The organism is Mesorhizobium sophorae (genome assembly GCF_002270415.1).
In the GTDB taxonomy this organism is placed as follows: Bacteria; Pseudomonadota; Alphaproteobacteria; order Rhizobiales; family Rhizobiaceae; genus Mesorhizobium; species Mesorhizobium sophorae.
On sequence record NZ_NNRI01000017.1, the window covers coordinates 418,677 to 435,674 of the forward strand.

Consider the following 16,998-nt stretch of genomic DNA (forward strand, 5'->3'; position numbering starts at 1 on the left):
CTTCGGAGTCAGGCCGCGGCCTTGAGCGAGGCCTTTTGCGCGGCAAAGGCCCAGTCGAGCCAGGACAGCAGCGCTTCGAGATCGGCGGTCTCCACCGTCGCGCCGCACCAGATGCGCAGGCCGGGCGGTGCGTCGCGATAGGCGCCGATGTCATAGGCGACACCTTCCTTGTCGAGCACTGAGACCAGCCCCTTGGCGAAAGCCGCCTGCCCGTCGGCGTCGAGCGCGGACACGTCCGGGTCAGTGAAGGACAGGCAGACCGAGGTGTTCGACCGCGTCGCCGGCTCGACGGCGAGATGACCGAGCCATGAGGACTTGCCGACAAACCGATCGATCACGGCGGCATTGGCATCGGCCCTGGCGATCAGCGCCTCGAGGCCGCCGATCGACTTTGCCCAGTGCAGCGCGTCGAGGTAATCCTCGACGCACAGCATCGACGGCGTGTTGATCGTCTCGCCCTTGAAGATGCCTTCGATCAGCTTGCCGCCCGAGGTCAGGCGGAAGATTTTCGGCAGCGGCCAGGCCGGCTTGTAGGTCTCCAGCCGCTCGACGGCGCGAGGCGACAGGATCAGCATGCCATGCGCGCCCTCGCCGCCCAGCACCTTCTGCCAGGAGAAGGTGACGACATCCAGCTTGTGGAAGTCGAGCCTTTGCGCAAAGGCGGCCGAAGTCGCGTCGCAGATGGTCAGGCCCTTGCGATCCGCGGGAATGAAATCGCCGTTCGGCACCCGCACGCCCGACGTGGTGCCGTTCCATGTGAAGACCACATCGCGATCGAAGTCGATCTTCGCCAGGTCGGGCAATTGGCCGTAGCCGGCCTCGATCTTGCGCACGTCGGCAAGCCTGAGTTGCTTGACCACATCGGTGACCCAGCCGGAGCCGAAGCTCTCCCAGGCGACCATGTCGACGCCGCGCTCGCCGAGAAGCGACCACAGCGCCATCTCGACTGCGCCGGTGTCCGACGCCGGCACGATGCCGATGCGGTAGTCCGCCGGAACCTGGAGAATTTCCCGCGTCAGCTCGATCGCCTGTTCAAGCTTGGCCTTGCCGATCTTGGCGCGGTGCGAACGGCCGAGTGCGGCAGCTTTCAGCGCCTCGACCGACCAGCCGGGGCGTTTTGCGCAGGGACCTGAGGAGAAATTGGGATTTGCCGGACGGAGTCCGGGCTTCGTATGTGTCGTCATCGTGGTCTATCCTTCCAGATAGTGGCCCCTCGTTGGGGAGGGGTGGCCCACGGACGGCGATATGCGTTCAGGCTTCAGGCGTCAAGAGGAAAGTTTTTGTCGTTGGCAGGATACCGGCGAACCGTGATCAGGATGTCGCGACCTCAAACGCAAACGGCGGATCCGAAGATCCGCCGCCGGTGTTCTTATGTGTACCGAGCCTGCTACCAGAGATCGTAGCGCAGCCCGAGCTTGAGCTGATGGTTGCTGATCCCTTTGTGGACCGGGAAGGAAGTCAGGCTTTCGGCAGTCACATATTCCGCATCGGGGGCGGAAAAATACTGATAGCCCAGATCGACGGAAACATTCTTGGACACCTGATAGGCAAGGCCCGCATTCAACGTGTAGGCCAGCGAGTACTTGGTCTTGTCGTCCTGCTGGATCAACTCGCTGGTCGGGTCATTGTTGTCGATGAAGCTAGCCGAAAGCTTGCGCGTGCTGCGGACGACACCGATGCCGGCGCCGAGGTAGGGCGTGATCCCGACATAGGTACCAAGGTCGACATAGCCGTTGAGCATGCCCGAGAAGGCGTAGTTCTTCAGCGATGCCGATGCCACGGTCGACTCTACCGGCGGCGTCACGATCGCTGAATTGTCATAGCCGACGCTGATCTTGTTGCCGGGCAGGTAGCCGAGATTGAGATCGGCACGCAGATAATCGTTGAAATGGTAGCCAAAGCCGATGCTGACAAAGATGGGATCTTCCTTGTCGTCGTAGCTCGCCGGCGTGAAGGTGAAATCCTCGTTCTCGAAGCTCTTCTGCACCAGATAGGAGACATCGCCGCGCAGATACCAGCCAGAGCCGACCTCGACGGGCACATAGTCCGGCGCCTGGTCGACGTAGATCGGCGGATCATAGTCGGCGGCAAGCGTGGGCGTCAGCGGCATGAGGGCAAGTGCGCCGAGCGCCAGCGCTATACGCGAAATAACTGTCATGGACCCGACTCCCGAATTTGGCGCCGCCAGCAATTGCAACGGCAGCCATCGTTTCAGGAAGCATTGTTAACCATAGTGGTTAAGTGCCGGTTAAGGCTAACAGAGCGTTAGCGAATTCATTTCCGGCGGAAGCTTTCATTGCAGGCGACCCACTAACAATTCCCGGAAAAGTGTCAAACGGATTGCGTCAAGACAAAGAGATATAGCGGTTCTGCGTTTCCATGAAACGCAGAACCGCTCAAACGAAAACCGCCCGGTCGATGCCGGGCGGTTCGCGAACTTGCTGGGAATGCTAGCGTTACTTGGTGTAGACCGGCTCGGGTTCGGGCTGATAGGCAACCACCGGCGCCGCGCAACCGTTGTTCCCGCCGAACTGATAGCGCAGGCCACCGCGCACCTCGTGGGTGTTGATGCCGCCGTCGAATCCAGGGCCGGCGCTGCTTGCGTCCCATTCGAACATGCGACCGCCCTGGATGTGGCTGTAGCGATAACCGGCATCAAGGATGATCTTGTCGGTCAGGCAGTAGGAAGCACCGGCCATCAGAGCGTAGGCGAAGCGCCAGTTGGACGAGCCGGGGTTGAACTCGGTGGTGTTCGGGTCCCTGAGATCATCCCATTTGACATGCGCGCCGCCGATGCCGGCGCCGACATAGGGCGTGATGCCATGGTATGTGCCGAGATCGGCATAGGCGTTTGCCAGCAGGAGAAAGGCGCTCATCTTTGACTCTTCGGTCGATGTCGAGACGGCATCCGAAGTGCCGCCGTCGAAGTTCGACTTGAACCAGTAGTCGGCAGTCAAGTCCGTGCGGAAGTAATCATTGACCTTGTAACCAACACCGCCGCCGAGCGAGAAACCGCCCTTGAGATTGGCGAAATCGAAGCTCTTGTTGCCGGGTGTGATCAGGCAATTACAGGGATCGATGGAGTAAGTCATGTAGTCGACGCCGCGCACATCCGACTTGTGATAGTCGATATCGCCGCGAATATACCAGCCGCCAATATCGGCCGGCTGCTCGTAGACCGGCGGCGGAGCCTCTTCGACCACCGGGAGGTCGGCTGCGAAAACCGGCCCGGTCAGCCCCGCGAACAGCGCAGCGAGCAGGGCCTTTCTTGCTGTATTGAACATGCTTGTCACCCCTAGGAAGTTCGGAACGGCGATCGTGTCCGAAATGCGATTGCTTTCAGTCGTGGATAATGAATTGCAAAGGTTAAAAGGCGTTTAACCCTGTTGCTTAACCACGAATCTCTACACTTCGAGGAATCGGAGCGCGACTTTCGAGACCGGAAGCGACTGCTGGCCAACAAAAAGCCCGCCAGAAGGGCGGGCCTTTTGGCAGGCGGATATGCCGAGGCGCGACGCCTGCGTGGGCTCTGGGCGACGCCCTTCGGGCGCGCTGGGGATCAGGCGGCGCTGCGTGTTTCCGAGATGACTTCGACGATGTCGTTGACGACCGCCTCGACCAGTTGCGGGTCGTCGCCCTCGGCCATGACGCGGATCAGCGGCTCGGTGCCGGATGGCCGGATGACCAACCGCCCGGCCTTGCCCAGGCGGTGACGGGCGTCCTCGATGGCTGCCTTGACGGGCGCTTCCTCAAGCGGCTTGCCGCCGGATATATGGACGTTCTTCAGAAGCTGCGGCACCGGTTCGAATTTCTTAGACAACTCGCTGACCGGCCGACCCTGCCGTTTGATGCAGGCCAGCACCTGCAGCGCCGAAACCAGGCCGTCGCCGGTGGTCGAGAAGTCCGACAGCACGATATGGCCCGACTGTTCGCCGCCGACATTGAGCCCATGCGCGCGCATATGCTCCACGACATAGCGGTCGCCGACCTTGGTGCGGTGCAATTGCAGCTTCATGTCGCCGAGGAAGCGCTCGAGGCCGAGATTGGACATCACCGTCGACACGACGCCGCCGCCGGCAAGCCGCCCGCTCTGGTGCCAGGATTCGGCGATCAGCGCCATGATCTGATCGCCGTCGACAATCGTCCCGTTCTCATCGACAATGACGACACGGTCGGCATCGCCGTCGAGCGCGATGCCGATGTCGGCGCGCACTTCGTGCACTTTCTTCTGCAGACCCGCAGGATGGGTCGAACCGCATTCCTTGTTGATGTTGAAGCCGTTGGGTTCGACATTGATGGCGACGACTTCGGCACCCAGTTCCCACAGTGCCTCGGGCGCCACCTTGTAGGCGGCGCCATTGGCGCAGTCGACGACGATCCTGAGGCCCGAAAGCGACATCGAGCGCGGCAAGGTGCGTTTGGCGAATTCGATGTAGCGGTCATGCACGCCGTCGACGCGCTTGGCGCGGCCAAGCCCGTCGGAGTCGGCGAGCGTCAATTCGATGTCCTTGTCGAGCATGCCCTCGATGCGCTCTTCGATCTCGTCGGAGAGCTTGTAGCCGTCAGGGCCGAACAGCTTGATGCCGTTGTCGTAATAGGGATTGTGCGAGGCCGAGATCATGACGCCGATATCGGCGCGCAGCGAACGCACCAGCATGGCGACGGCTGGCGTCGGGATCGGGCCGAGAAGGAACACGTCCATGCCGGCGGCGCACAGGCCGGACACCATCGCATTCTCGATCATGTAGCCCGAAAGCCTGGTATCCTTGCCTAGCACGACGCGATGACGATGACTGCCGCGCTGGAACGAGAGGCCGGCGGCCATACCGACCCGCATCGCGATTTCAGCGGTCATCGGAAATTTGTTGGCGCGCCCGCGAATGCCGTCCGTGCCGAAATAATTCCCTGCCATGCTTACCAGATTCCTCGACAGTTCTTTGCCGGCACGTCATGCCACAGTTGGCCAGGGCGCCATGATCACATTGTGTGATTGTATGTTACCAATCCTTAGAAAATCATTGTTGTGCACTGCACACAACATGACTGCAACCCAATTGCTGAGACTGCCACGCTGCAATATACCAGTCATGCGAGCATTTCAGCGCGGATGCACCTGGAAAAATCTTGCTCGCAATCCAGCAACAGGCAACAATTTCATCACCTTGTCGGGAGGAGCCAGCTTTGGGCGGTATATACGCCACTTAGCATCTGGCGCAACCGACCGTTGAGCGTTATTGATTTGCAGGGACGTATCATGGGCTGCTGCAACGGAGAAACGCTATGCTCATCCACCGACTTGCCACTTTGACCGGCCTCGCCGTCGCGACCTTGTTCCTGGCTTCGCCAACCAACGCGCTGACGATGGCCGAGTGCAGCACGAAGTATAACGCCGCCAAGGACGCGGGGACACTCGCCGGGGCGACCTGGAACCAGTTCCGCAAGGCGCAGTGCGGCACCGATGCCGCCGCGACCACCGATACCAAGCCAGCCGACACCAAGAAGGCAGCTGAAACGAAGCCAGCCAAGGCAGCCAAGACGACCACCGCCGCGGCAACAGACAGCACCGCCAAGGGTCTGACGGCCAAGGAATGCAGCGCCAAGTACCAGGCGGCGAAGGCTGCCGGCACCCTGAACGGCATGAAGTGGAACGACTTCCGCAAGGCCGAATGCGCCGCCGGCGCGTCTGCCGCCGCCGACACCAAGCCGGCAACCACCAAGGCTGCCGCGGCTCCCGCCGACAGGAAGGGTCTGACCATGGCCGAATGCAGCACCAAGTATCAGGCTGCCAAGACGGCCAACACGCTGAAAGGCATGAAGTGGAACGACTTCCGCAAGACCGAATGCGGTGCCGCCGCGTCGGATGACGACACGGTGCCGGCTCCGAGTGAGGCAAACTACACCAAAGAGCCGGCAAAGCCGACGACGGCTGCGCCGAAGGGCGTCACTTTCCCGTCGGCGATCTCGCCGAAATACGCCAGCGAGACCCCCGGAAAGGGCCGCATGCATACCTGTCTCGACCAGTACTATGCCCTCAAGGACGCAAACGCGCTTGGCGGCCTCAAGTGGATCCAGAAGGGCGGCGGCTTCTACAGCCTCTGCAACGCCAAGCTGAAGACCTGAGCGCCACATAGCCAGACAAACACAAAGGCCCGCGAGGCGTCAGCTTCGCGGGCCTTTTTGTTGCCTTCAAGCAGTCTCAATCGACCTGTTTCGCTGACCGCAGAAGCTCGACCAGGCTGGTGAGATCGGCGTTGGCCTTGCCGGCCGCCACGCCGCGCTTCATCAGGCCTTGCAGCGGCAGCATGAGTTCGGTGCTGATGCCTGCGGCCCTGCTGGCATCGATCAGATTGACATAGGCCTCGGCCTGCATGCCGAGATTGGAGGCGACATTGCTGGTGTGGTCGCCGGCGTCGATCTGCTCGGCCCATTTTGGCAACCCACTTTGCATCGCTTGCAGCCATGACATCAGCAGCGGCATGAATACACCGGCTGGAATTCCCGCCGATCCCGTCAGCGCCAGCGCTTGGATCACACCCCCGAACAGGCCATACATGCCCGCCAGCAGCGCGATATCGTGAAGCGGTGCCATACCGGCATCTTCGCCCAGATATTTGCTGGTGCCGAGCGCATCGAGTTGTCCCGAGTGCATGTCGAACCCCTGCCTGGAGCCGCTGTAGAGGATCAGGGCGTGGTACCCGCCGATCATCGGCGGCACCGCCATGATACCGCCATCGACATAATTGGCGCCGTGCGTGACGGCCCACTGCGACATCGCCCGCGCCTGCTCGGGCGTGCCGTTGGTGAGATTGACCAGTGTGCGGCCCGACAGCGCTTCCCGCGCCGGAGCAAGCGCCTCGTGGACCGTGTCGTAGAAGGCACACCACGATCAGCGGGCTCGACCTGACGGCGTCCTCGACGCTGGCAGCCACGACAGCGCCCTTGGCCGCCAAAGCGTGCGCCTTTGCGGGAGAACGGTTCCACACCGTCACCACATGGCCTTTGTCGAGAAAGGCCTCGGTGAGAGCCGTGCCCATGGCGCCAAGGCCGATTACAGTTATTTCGCTCATCTTGTGCCTCTCGCGGTTCGGGTTTTGAAGGTTCAAGCCAGCAAGGGGCTCAGGTCCTGGCCAAGGCCGCCATCGACGGTCAGCCGCGCGCCTGTGGTGAAGGTTGCGTCGAAAGCCAGGAACAGCACCGCACGCGCCACCTCATCGATGGTGCCGTGACGCCTCATCGGCGTGACCGCGTCGCCGATCGCCATGAAGGCCGCCCGCTCCTCGGCGGAAGCGCTCGCCACGCCCATTGTCGGCGTATCGATGAAGCCGGGGCTGACCACATTCACGCGGATCCGGCGCGGCAGGAGCTCGGCGGCGAGGACCTTGGCGAAAGCGCGAAGTGCTGCCTTCGACCCGGAATAGACGCTCATTCCGCCGTTGCCGGATTCATCGGCGATCGACGAGGTGAAGACGATCGCACCACCATCCTTGATGAGCGGCAGCAGGCGCTGTGCGGTGAAGAAGGCGCCTTTCGTGTTGACGCTGAAGATGCGGTCGTAGCTGTCCTCGGTGACCCGCTCCACCGGCTCGAGATTGGCAACCCCGGCATTGATGTGGAGGAAGTCGATCTGGCCGAGCTTCTGTCCCACTTCCGCCCCGAGCGTGACGATATCGGCCATGTCGCCCATGTCCGACTGGACGACATGGGCGCGCGAAAACAACTTCGCTCGGGCGGCTTCGATGTTGCGATGATCGCGGCCGGTGACCAGCACGTCGGCGCCGCCTTCGACCAGCGCCTCCGCCACGGCCAGCCCCATGCCGTGCGTTCCGCCGATCACCACGGCCTTCTTGTTTGCGTATCGTGTCATGATCCATCCTTTTCGCCAAAATTCGACCGCCGACGGCCTTTGCAGGCCGAAGCAAGGTACCGATATGTTGTTGTGCTGTTTGCCGGTGCCGGCGATCTGTTTTGAAGTTATGGACCGGCTTGGGTTTTCTCAAGTACCGACAAAAATGTAAGCCACCCACCGATTGCTCAGAATTGGATGAAACATGGGAAAGAAACAGCCAGATAGTTGCGGATTGGGACCGGCGCTGGAGGTGATCGGCGGCAAATGGAAAGCTTTGTTGCTCTGGCAGATCCACAAGGCGCCGGCGCGCTTCGGTGAACTGAAGCGGCTGGTGCCTGACATCAGTGAAAAGATGTTGATCCAGCAGCTGCGCGAAATGGAGGCCGACGGCATCGTCCACCGCGAGGTCTTCCCCGAAGTTCCGCCCCGGGTCGAATACTCGATCACCGAATTCGGTATCGAGCTGGACAATGCCCTGATCCCGCTCGCCAGATGGGGCAAGCAACATGCCGGCCGGTCCGACGGGCAAGGCCACGGCAAGGCAAGCGCGCTCGCGCCGCAGGGCCTATGACCAACGCCGAACAGCAAAACGCCGCGGGTTGAAGCCGCGGCGTTTGTTTTTCTGAAATCAGTGGCCCCTGTCAGCTTGACGGCTGCGGTTCCATGCCGCCTTCGGGCTCCGGCCCCTTCTTGCGCCGGCCGCCGGACTTCGGCACCGCCGAGCCACGGCTGGGCGGCGTGTCGTCGCCAAGGTCGCGCGAAGGCTTCTGCCCGGCGATCAACTGCTTGATCTCTTCACCCGACAGCGTCTCGTATTCGAGCAGCCCTTCCGCCAGCGCGATCCATTCCTTCTTCTTCTTGGTCAGGATGGATTTTGCCGTCGAATAGGCCTCGTCGATCAGGCGGCGCACTTCGGCGTCGATGATCTGCGCGGTCTCTTCAGAAACGTTCTGTGTGCGCGCCACCGAATGGCCGAGGAACACTTCCTCCTGATTGTCGCCATAGGCGACGTGGCCGAGCTTGTCGGAAAAGCCCCAGCGCGTGACCATGGCACGCGCCAGCTTGGTCGCCTGCTCGATATCCGAGGAAGCGCCCGAGGTGATGTTTTCCTTGCCGAACTTGAACTCCTCGGCGACACGGCCGCCCATCATGATGGCGAGGCGCGAGATCATGTATTTGTAGCTCATCGAGTAGCGGTCGCCTTCCGGCAACTGCATGACCATGCCGAGCGCCCGGCCACGCGGGATGATGGTGGCCTTGTGCAGCGGATCGGCCGACGGCACGTTGAGCGCCAGGATGGCGTGGCCGGCCTCGTGATAGGCGGTCAGCGCCTTTTCGGCCTGGGTCATCGCCGACGAACGACGCTCGGCGCCCATCATGATTTTGTCCTTGGCGTCCTCGAACTCGGCCATGGTCACCAGGCGCTTGTTGCGCCGAGCGGCCATCAGCGCCGATTCGTTGACGAGGTTCATCAGGTCGGCGCCGGAGAAGCCCGGCGTACCGCGAGCGACGACCTTGAGGTCGACATTGGGTGCCAGAGGCACGTTGCGCACATGCACCTTGAGGATCTTCTCGCGGCCGACGATGTCGGGGTTCGGCACCACCACCTGGCGGTCGAAGCGGCCCGGCCGCAGCAGCGCCGGGTCAAGCACGTCGGGCCGGTTGGTGGCGGCGATCAGGATGATGCTTTCGTTGGACTCGAAGCCGTCCATCTCGACCAGCAGCTGGTTCAGCGTCTGCTCGCGCTCGTCATTGCCGCCGCCGAGACCGGCGCCGCGATGGCGGCCGACGGCATCGATTTCGTCAATGAAGATGATGCAGGGCGCGTTCTTCTTGGCCTGGTCGAACATGTCGCGGACGCGGCTGGCGCCGACGCCGACGAACATCTCGACGAAGTCCGAGCCGGAGATGGTGAAGAACGGCACATTGGCTTCGCCGGCAACCGAGCGGGCGAGCAGCGTCTTGCCGGTTCCCGGAGGGCCGACAAGCAGCACGCCGCGCGGAATCTTGCCGCCGAGCCGCTGGAACTTCTGCGGATCGCGCAGGAACTCGACGATCTCTTCCAGGTCTTCCTTGGCTTCATCGACGCCGGCAACATCCTGGAAGGTGACGCGGCCATGCGCCTCGGTCAAAAGCTTGGCCTTCGACTTGCCGAACCCCATGGCCCGTCCGGAGCCGGACTGCATCTGGCGCATGAAGAATATCCAGACGCCGAGGATGAGGATCATCGGCAGCCACGAGATCAGATAGCCGAACAGCGAATTGGAACCGTCGCTCTCAGGCCTCGCATTGATGGTGACGTTCTTGTCCTGCAGCCGCGAGACCAGCGACGGATCGCCGGGCGAATACGTCTGGAAGCCGCTGGCATTGTCGGTGTAGGTGCCGGTGATGCGAGCGCCCGCAATGGTCACCGTCTTGACCCGGCCGGCCGCGACGTCCTGCAGGAACTGCGAATAAGGCACATCGCTGGAAGCCCCTCGCGTCTGCGGCGTCTGGAACAGATTGAACAGGGCGATGAGCAAGACCGCTATGATCGCCCAGAGCGCGAGGTTGCGATAGTTCGGATTCATCAATTGTCCCGTTGGCGTCCGCGCGTCGGACACACGTCATGAGAGGAAACTTGCGCCTAACATAGGGAGAGCGCCTCCCCTTGCCAAGCAGAACAGCAGGTCTGGGTTAAGCTTTCGCCCAACATCAACCGGCACTGTGGCCACTGAAAGGCAAGGCGGGAAGCGGGGCCGCGCCAATCAGCCCTGCGACGGCCCGCGCCGGCGCCAGGTCGAAGGACGGCAGGAAGCGGGCAAAGGGGGCAACGGCCGGCCGTGCCTCGACCACAGCAGGGGCCCGGATGCTCCCCGGCAAACCAAGGCATTCACCGGCTCGCCATAGCGCCGGCTCGGCGGCGAGCGCGGCGCGCATCAGGCTTGGCGGGGTTTGCCCCTCGCCGATCGGCGGCCGCTTGGCTGCTGCGCCGAACGGGGCGATCAACAATGCGCCGCTGCTGTCGTTCAATGTGATGCGCCGGCGGCCATCCCAGAGGGTGCCCTCGGTGACTGCGGCGGCGGGCGGCAGGCCGCGCGCCTCGCGGCGCAGGAAAATGCCGGCGCGCCGGGAATCGACCACCGTCCGCGACAATGTGGCGCAAAGAAATCCGGCCTTCAGCCGGCCAAACAGCGCCTCGCTGCGGGCCTGGTTCGGCAGAAAGGCAATCCCGCCGGTCGTGGCCAGCAGAAGGCGCAGTGCGTAGACGGCCGCATGCTCCTCCCCGGCGGTCAGCAAGCCAGGATCAAGACGAATGAGCCCCGCCGCCGGCTGCGTCGCGAAACGGCGGATCAGGTCCGCGGCAGCCAGGCCAAGCTGCCGGCGCGCGTTGCCCTCATGCGCGGCCAGCGCCAGCGCATCGTCGATGCGCTGCATGCCGTTCTCGTCGGCTAGCGTCGCGCGCAGGCGCGGTCGCTCGAACGCCTCGTCGACATTGGTCGGGTCGTCGGCCCAGTCGACATGTTGACGCCGCAGGACGTTGCGCAAGGCCGCGCGGCGCGTGCCGAGAAGCGGCCGCACGATCCAGCTGCGCCAGTCATACAAGGTGGCCGGCGCCATGCCGGCAAGCCCGCGACCTGCCGTGTCGGCATGGCCCCGGCCCTCATCACGGACCTGCCGCATCAACACCGTTTCCGCCTGGTCGTCGGCGGTATGGCCGGTCAGGATCAGGCCGATGCCTTGCGCCAGTGCCGCCTCGGCCAGCAGCCGGTAACGCGCTTCCCGGGCCGCGGCGGGCAGACCGGTCGATGGCTTGGGGCCGGACCATGTCAGGATGCGATGCGCAATGGCGTGCTTGGCGCACAGCCTCGCCATCCCCTGCGCTTCCGCTGCCGAACCGGGCCGCAAATCGTGGTCGATCGTCACTGCCAGCAGCTTCGTTGCCGGCGCAGTGCGGTCGAGATGGTGTTTGAGAAGGAGGAGCAGGGCGGTCGAGTCGCTGCCGCCGGACACGGCCGCAACGGCGCCGCTGGTAAAATCGATATGCGAAAAAAGGCTCTTCGAGAGGTCAGGCTCGATATCGAGCATCAATGCATGTCGCCCAAAGATGGTCCCGGTTTCGGGGCAACGACATGCACGGAAAGGATCAGCACGCCGCCAGCGCCTTTTCCTGCTTGACGCGTTCCTTGAGCGCACCGGAGATGTCGGGGTAGCGCTTGCCGATCTCGCTGAAGGTGGCGCAGGCCACGTCATGCTGCTTGAGGCCGACCAGCGACACGCCGAGCTTCAGCAACATGTCGGGAGCTTTCTTGGCCTTGGGATAGTCCTTGCTGGCAGAGAGGAAAGTCTCGGCCGCGTCGCGATATTTCTGCTGGCCGAGCAAAGACTCGCCAAGCCAGTAATGCGCATCCGCCGCCTTCGCATCCTTGGGGAAGCGGGAGATATGATCGCGAAAACCCTGCTCGGCGGTGCTGTAGTCGCCCGAGAGGATGAACTGATAGGAGTTGCGGTAGAGTTCCTCGGGGTCGTTGGTGGCGGGCAATGCCGCCACCACCGTGCCGTCGGACTTGCCGGCCTTGGCCGGAGCGCCGCTGGCTGGCGCGGTGTCCTGCACCGGCGCGGTCGCCTGGGTGCTGCCGCCGGCATCGATGACATTACCGTTCTTGTCGACGGTGATGGTGCCGAAAGTCTTTTCCGGCGCTCCCGTTCCTGGAATCACTTTGCCGGGGTCGCCATTGGGCGATTCGACGATGACCTCCTGGCCGGCGGCGGGCGCGGTGCCCGCATCGGCCGGCGCCTGCGTTGCCGGAGCCGCTGCCACATCGGTGTTGGTATCCGTCGTGGTGGCGTCCGATTTCTTCTGTGCCGGCGGCTGCCCGCCTTGCGTGCCGCCTTCAAGCTGCTGGAAGCGGAACTCGTTGTCTTCCTGCTGCTTGCGGATCTGCTCCTGCATCTGCAGGACCTGGAAATTGAGTTCCTCGATCTTGCCGTTCATCTGCCGCAGCTGCTCTTCCAGCCCGGTCACGGCGGTACCGTCGGACTGCACCAGCTGAACCTGATCCGATTTCTTCTTCTGGCCGAAAATGCCGGGCAATTCGATGCTGGGCAGATGGAAGGAAAAGCCGCTGTCGGTCGATTGCCCTGTGCCCGCCAGAGCCGTGACGCCTGATAGGAGCAACAGCGCAAGGGTGCCGCTTAGAACCGATCTCAAATGCATGTGCCTCTCGCCGTGATTTCGTTAGCTTGTTCGCGCCTTCCAATCAGAGTGGGACCAGCCAAGCGCCCTCGGCTCATAGCAGGAGCCGAGACTTCGGCCAAATTTTGTTTCGGGCATCCGGATATGAAAAAGGCGGCCCTGGGGCCGCCTTTCGCAAGGGTGTGTGGCATTTTTGCCGCTAGACCGTCGCGCCTCCTTGACGCTCCGGTCGGCAGCACGACGGCTCAGGAACCCGCGCCGCTGAGCGTGGTGACCGCACGGCGGTTCTGCGACCAGCAGGAGATGTCGTCGCACACCGCGACCGGACGCTCCTTGCCGTAGGAAATCGTCTTCAACCGGCTCGCCGAAACGCCCTTGGCGACGAGGAAGTCGCGGGTGGCGGCGGCGCGGCGGGCGCCGAGCGCCAGATTGTACTCGCGCGTGCCGCGTTCATCGGCATGGCCTTCGATGACGATGGCATACTGCTTGTACTGGTTCAGCCACTGCGCCTGGCGCGAAAGCGTCGTCTGCGCATCGGCGCGGATCGAGGTCGAGTCCGTATCGAAGAAGATGCGGTCGCCGATGTTGACGGTAAAGTCCTTTGCCGAGCCGGGCGTTGCCGCGCCGGCGCCGTTGAGGCCAAGGTCGGCGGCATTGTTCGGTGTTTTCTTCGAGGCGCAACCGGCGATGGCGAGCATCGCCACCAGCGCGATCATGACCGGGTTTCTGGTAAGTGCTGCGATACGGCCCATGCCGCCTCTCCTTCGCATTTCGAGTGATTTCGTTGATCACCCAGTAACCACGTTTGGGTTAACCGGCATTCAAGAAACACGGTTAAAATTTGGTTTAGACTGCCCGTCCGCAGCCGTTTGGCAAAGCCACATTTCGCGCGGACCGTAGGCGTAAATGCGGCCAAAACGCGACCGTGACGTGAAAAGAGGCCCTGTTGGGCCTCTTTCAGCAGTGCCGCGCGGGATGCTGGAGCAAGGCATGCTCAAGCCCAGCTTTATTCCAGCAACGGCGACCAAGCCGGGTCCGAAGCAAAATTCGTCGTCGGGATCGACTGTTCGTTGCGGCCGGTGAGGTCGACGGAGACCAGCTTCGGTCCGCCGGCGGAATCGCGGAAGAACATCAGCACGCGGCCGTTCGGCGCCCAGGTCGGCCCTTCCTGCTGGAAACCGGACGACAGGATCCGCTCGCCCGAGCCATCGGTCTTCATGACGCCGATCTGGAACTCGCCGCCTGTCTGTTTGGTGAAGGCGATGAGATCGCCGCGCGGCGACCACACCGGCGTCGAATAGACGCCGTCGCCGAAGGAGATGCGGTTCTGGCCCGAGCCATCGGCGCCCATCACATAGATCTGGGCGCGCCCGCCACGATCGGAGGTGAACACCACCTGGCTGCCGTCGGGCGAATAGGACGGCGACGTGTCGATGGCGGTCGAATTGGTCAACCGCGTCGTCGAACGGCTCCGCAAGTCCATGGCGAAGATGTTGGAATTGCCGTCGTCGCGCAGCAGGCTCATGATCACCTTCTGGCCGTCGGGTGAAAAGCGCGGCGCAAAGGTCATGCCCGGAAAATTGCCGACCAGTTCGCGCTGGCCGGTCTCGATCTGCAGCAGGTAGACCCGCGGCTGACCGCTTTCATAGGACATGTAGGTGATTTCCTGGCGGTTCGGCGAGAAGCGCGGCGTCAGCACGATCGACTTGCCATCGGAGAGATAGCGGACGTTGGCGCCGTCCTGATCCATGATGGCGAGGCGCTTCTTGCGCGCGTTCTTGGCGCCGGATTCGTCGATGAAGACGACGCGGGTGTCGAAGTAACCCTTCTCGCCGGTCAGCCTCTCGTAGATCGCGTCGGCGATGATGTGGGCGACGCGCCTCGTATTGGCGTCGTTGGCAAAGAACTGCTCGCCGGACATCTGCTGGCCGGCAAAGGTGTCCCACAGCCGGTACTGGGCGCGAATGCGGCCGTCAGCCTCCTTGCCGACGCTGCCGGTGACCAGCGCCTGCGCATTGATCACTTTCCAGTCGTCGAAGCGCGGTGCTGCATCCGGATTGGAGATCTTCTCGATGAAGGCACTCTTGTCGATCGGCGCGAACAGTCCCGAGCGCTTCAGATCGGCGGTGACGATTTCGGAGATCTGGGCGCCAAGCGCGTCGCCGCCCTGGAAATCGGTGATGGCGATCGGCAGCGGTTCGACATTGCCCTTGTTGACGTTGAGCTCGACGAGCGCCAGGGCCGGCAACGTGCCGGCCGCGGTCATGCCCATCGCCATAGCTGCTATCATCAGGAGCGGCTTGAGGATTGATTTCATGTCTTCTCGCTTCTCGTACTGATTTTCGGATACTCGGGCCTACAGGCCCAGCATCTCCCTTGGATCGAAGGTGACGCGGACGTCGGCCCAGATGTCCTGCTTGCCCGCGGGGACCTGCAGGCCGGTGACATCGCATTTTTGCACGGCGCGAACGGCACTTTCGTCGAACTGGCGGTTTCCGCTCGACTTTTCGACATTCGGGCGGCCATCCAGCTTGCCGGAGGCGTCCAGGTTGAAGCGGACGACGACGACGAAGTTTTCCGAACCTTCAAGGCCAACCGGAAGGGTCCAGCAGCCGCCGAGTTGGCTTTCCAGGGCGCCCATTTCCGATTTCGACAGCTTCTGGCCCTGATCCTTGTCGCCGCCGAGCGAGGCCTGCTGGGTCGAGCGCTTGGCACCGCCGCCGGACGGCTTCTGCTTGTCGAGGAGAGCCGAGATTTCGTCGGCGTTGAACTGCTTGTCTTCGGACTTCGGCTTCGACGAGGCTTCCTTGACCGGCTTGTCGGCATCCTTGCGTTCCGGCGCTTTGGCGCTTTCGGCCTGCGCCGGCTGCGGCTTCGGCCGCGCTTCCGGCGCGGGCGCCGAGTTCGGCAGCTGCGTCTCTTCGGTCGGCGGATCCTTGGCTATGGCTTCGGCGACAGCGTCAGGCTTGACCTCGGGCGTCGGATCGATGGCCGCGGTCTTGTCCTGCGGCGGCGGGGTCGGCGCCGGCTTGGCCGGCGTCGGCTTGGGGTCCGCCTGCTTGACCGGCTCGGGCTTCACCTCTTCCTTGGGTGTCGGCGCAGGCGCCACTTCCGTTGCTGGAATGGGCTTCGGCTTTTCCTGCGGCTTGGGCACGTCCTCGGGCTTCGGCTTTTCGATCGGGGTCGGCGCCGGCGGCGGAGCCGATGTCATGTCCACCGGCTTCGGCTTGGCTTCCGGCGTTACCGGCTTGTCGGTGTCGACGCTGTTCTCGCCGACCTTCTGCGATACCGGCACGATATCCGGGCGCTGGGTCGGCACAGGGGCCGGCTTTTCATGCATCACGGCCTTCTTGTCGCCCTGCAACGTCTGCGCAATGGCTTCCATCGGCACGATGTCGACCGCGACCGACTCGACATCGGCGGACGGGAGTGCGGCCGGCGCCGACAGCGTGAACAGGCCGAAGGCCAGCACCGCCGTATGCAAGATCACCGATGTGGTGAGGCCGGTCTTCATCTCGCGTCTATTGATCCTGTTCCTGCAGTGAAACTAGGCCGATATTCTTGTAGCCAGCGGCCGAAATGCGGGCCATCACCTTCATCGCCGTGCCATAGTCGGTGGACTTGTCGCCACGGATGAAGATGCGCTCTTCATAGCCGGTCTTCGAGATCGCCTGCAGCTTGGCCACCAGTTCCTCGATCGGGATCTCGGTTTCCTGCAGATAGATCTGGCCGGCGGCGTTGATCGAGACGGTGATCGGCTGCGTGTCGGCGTTCATCGCCTTGGCCTGCGTGTCCGGCAGGTCGATCGGCACGCCGACCGTCAGCATCGGTGCCGCGACCATGAAGATGATCAGCAGCACCAGCATCACGTCGACCATCGGCGTGACGTTGATCTCAGACATCAGTGCATGGTGACGGCCGCGCCGCCTGTGGCCGCGCCCACCGCGTCCTCCCATGCCAACGGACATACCCATCA

The 16,998-nt window shown here is 63.1% G+C and carries 15 protein-coding genes and 1 pseudogene; 2 read left to right on the forward strand and 14 right to left on the reverse strand.

From position 1 onward, the window contains the following. Window positions 1-8: 8 nt before the first annotated feature. The 4 genes from CGZ66_RS26495 to glmM form a co-directional block, all read right to left on the reverse strand. Window positions 9-1,184 (reverse strand): phosphoserine transaminase, encoded by a 1,176-nt coding sequence (locus CGZ66_RS26495; protein ID WP_095089494.1) that lies wholly within the window; start codon window positions 1,182-1,184, stop codon window positions 9-11. A gap of 203 nt (window positions 1,185-1,387) precedes the next feature. Then, a complete protein-coding gene (locus tag CGZ66_RS26500) occupies window positions 1,388-2,158 on the reverse strand; it encodes an outer membrane protein (protein ID WP_095089496.1) in 771 nt (256 codons plus the stop codon). Window positions 2,159-2,456: 298 nt separating this feature from the next. Then, on the reverse strand, window positions 2,457-3,284 hold the full coding sequence (locus tag CGZ66_RS26505) for an outer membrane protein (protein ID WP_095089640.1): 828 nt from the start codon (window positions 3,282-3,284) through the stop codon (window positions 2,457-2,459). Between the two features lie 275 nt (window positions 3,285-3,559). Next, window positions 3,560-4,912, reverse strand: coding sequence for a phosphoglucosamine mutase (gene glmM, locus CGZ66_RS26510; RefSeq protein WP_095089497.1), 1,353 nt, complete (start codon window positions 4,910-4,912; stop codon window positions 3,560-3,562). Window positions 4,913-5,280: 368 nt separating this feature from the next. Here glmM and CGZ66_RS26515 point away from each other — a divergent pair, with 368 nt between their 5' ends. Further along, window positions 5,281-6,120, forward strand: a complete 840-nt coding sequence (locus tag CGZ66_RS26515; protein ID WP_095089499.1) for a hypothetical protein — start codon at window positions 5,281-5,283, stop codon at window positions 6,118-6,120. Window positions 6,121-6,196: 76 nt separating this feature from the next. On the opposite strand, the gene CGZ66_RS26520 is transcribed toward CGZ66_RS26515, so the two are convergent. From CGZ66_RS26520 to CGZ66_RS26525, 3 genes and pseudogenes are all read right to left on the reverse strand, one after another. Next, window positions 6,197-6,772, reverse strand: coding sequence for an imine reductase family protein (locus CGZ66_RS26520; protein ID WP_245331223.1), 576 nt, complete (start codon window positions 6,770-6,772; stop codon window positions 6,197-6,199). A 154-nt stretch (window positions 6,773-6,926) separates the two neighbouring features. Continuing rightward, window positions 6,927-7,067 (reverse strand): annotated as a pseudogene (locus CGZ66_RS40925) (NAD(P)-binding domain-containing protein); the annotation flags it as partial. A 32-nt stretch (window positions 7,068-7,099) separates the two neighbouring features. Then, on the reverse strand, window positions 7,100-7,864 hold the full coding sequence (locus tag CGZ66_RS26525) for an SDR family oxidoreductase (RefSeq protein WP_095089501.1): 765 nt from the start codon (window positions 7,862-7,864) through the stop codon (window positions 7,100-7,102). Between the two features lie 184 nt (window positions 7,865-8,048). Between CGZ66_RS26525 and CGZ66_RS26530 the strand changes: the two genes are divergently transcribed. Beyond that, the gene (locus CGZ66_RS26530; protein WP_095089503.1) at window positions 8,049-8,417 is read left to right on the forward strand and encodes a winged helix-turn-helix transcriptional regulator; all 369 of its coding nucleotides are present in this window, start codon (window positions 8,049-8,051) and stop codon (window positions 8,415-8,417) included. A gap of 70 nt (window positions 8,418-8,487) precedes the next feature. Here CGZ66_RS26530 and ftsH read toward each other — a convergent pair whose 3' ends face one another. From ftsH to tolR, 7 genes are all read right to left on the reverse strand, one after another. Beyond that, on the reverse strand, window positions 8,488-10,416 hold the full coding sequence (ftsH, locus tag CGZ66_RS26535; protein ID WP_095089505.1) for an ATP-dependent zinc metalloprotease FtsH: 1,929 nt from the start codon (window positions 10,414-10,416) through the stop codon (window positions 8,488-8,490). A 124-nt stretch (window positions 10,417-10,540) separates the two neighbouring features. Continuing rightward, a complete protein-coding gene (gene tilS, locus CGZ66_RS26540) occupies window positions 10,541-11,914 on the reverse strand; it encodes a tRNA lysidine(34) synthetase TilS (protein ID WP_095089507.1) in 1,374 nt (457 codons plus the stop codon). 58 nt (window positions 11,915-11,972) lie between these two features. Then, window positions 11,973-13,043 carry a tol-pal system protein YbgF gene (gene ybgF, locus CGZ66_RS26545; protein ID WP_095089509.1) on the reverse strand — a complete coding sequence of 357 codons (1,071 nt, stop codon included), beginning with the start codon at window positions 13,041-13,043 and terminating at the stop codon, window positions 11,973-11,975. Window positions 13,044-13,267: 224 nt separating this feature from the next. Continuing rightward, a complete protein-coding gene (pal, locus tag CGZ66_RS26550; protein WP_095089511.1) occupies window positions 13,268-13,774 on the reverse strand; it encodes a peptidoglycan-associated lipoprotein Pal in 507 nt (168 codons plus the stop codon). Window positions 13,775-14,028: 254 nt separating this feature from the next. Next, window positions 14,029-15,312: a Tol-Pal system beta propeller repeat protein TolB gene (gene tolB, locus CGZ66_RS26555; protein WP_245331229.1), complete on the reverse strand. Its 1,284-nt coding sequence runs from the start codon at window positions 15,310-15,312 to the stop codon at window positions 14,029-14,031. A 66-nt stretch (window positions 15,313-15,378) separates the two neighbouring features. Further along, window positions 15,379-16,536, reverse strand: coding sequence for a TonB family protein (locus CGZ66_RS26560; protein WP_095089515.1), 1,158 nt, complete (start codon window positions 16,534-16,536; stop codon window positions 15,379-15,381). 7 nt (window positions 16,537-16,543) lie between these two features. Then, window positions 16,544-16,996 (reverse strand): protein TolR, encoded by a 453-nt coding sequence (gene tolR, locus CGZ66_RS26565; RefSeq protein ID WP_095089517.1) that lies wholly within the window; start codon window positions 16,994-16,996, stop codon window positions 16,544-16,546. Between the last annotated feature and the right edge of the window lie 2 nt (window positions 16,997-16,998).